Below are 368 nucleotides of genomic sequence, written 5' to 3'. Positions count from 1 at the left end.
CGTCATGTTGGCCGAGCATGTCGGTGAGCTGGTGCAGCGTCTTGAGCATGTCATCGAGCTGCGGCCGGTCCTTGACGACAATCTTGCTCAGCTGCTCAACCAGGCTGGTCAGCGATTGCATCATGGCGTGGAACGTTCCGCGGCGTACCACGAATTCGCCGATCAGGCTTTGGCCCTGGTTGATCAGGGTTCCGATGCCCTGTTGCTGATGGCGCAGGGTGTTGGTGACCTTCTCGGTGCTCTTGAGCAGTGTGCCGAGTTGGTCGCGGCGCTGGGAGATGATCGAGGACAGCGTCTGGATGTTCTCCATGGCCTGCGGAACCACCTCGGGTAGTCCGTCGAGCTGCTTGCCCAGAATGCTCAGCGAC

At 60.6% G+C, this 368-nt stretch carries 1 protein-coding gene; it reads right to left on the bottom strand.

Annotated elements, in window-relative coordinates:
• A partial coding sequence (locus FH08_RS0134195; RefSeq protein ID WP_031362660.1) for a hypothetical protein occupies nucleotides 1-368 on the bottom strand: 368 nt, incomplete at both ends.

The organism is Caballeronia sordidicola (assembly GCF_000729995.1).
GTDB classification, from domain to species: Bacteria; Pseudomonadota; Gammaproteobacteria; order Burkholderiales; family Burkholderiaceae; genus Caballeronia; species Caballeronia sordidicola_A.
Note: the sequence above shows the minus strand (reverse complement) of the source record. Positions and strands in the feature narration are given on the sequence as shown.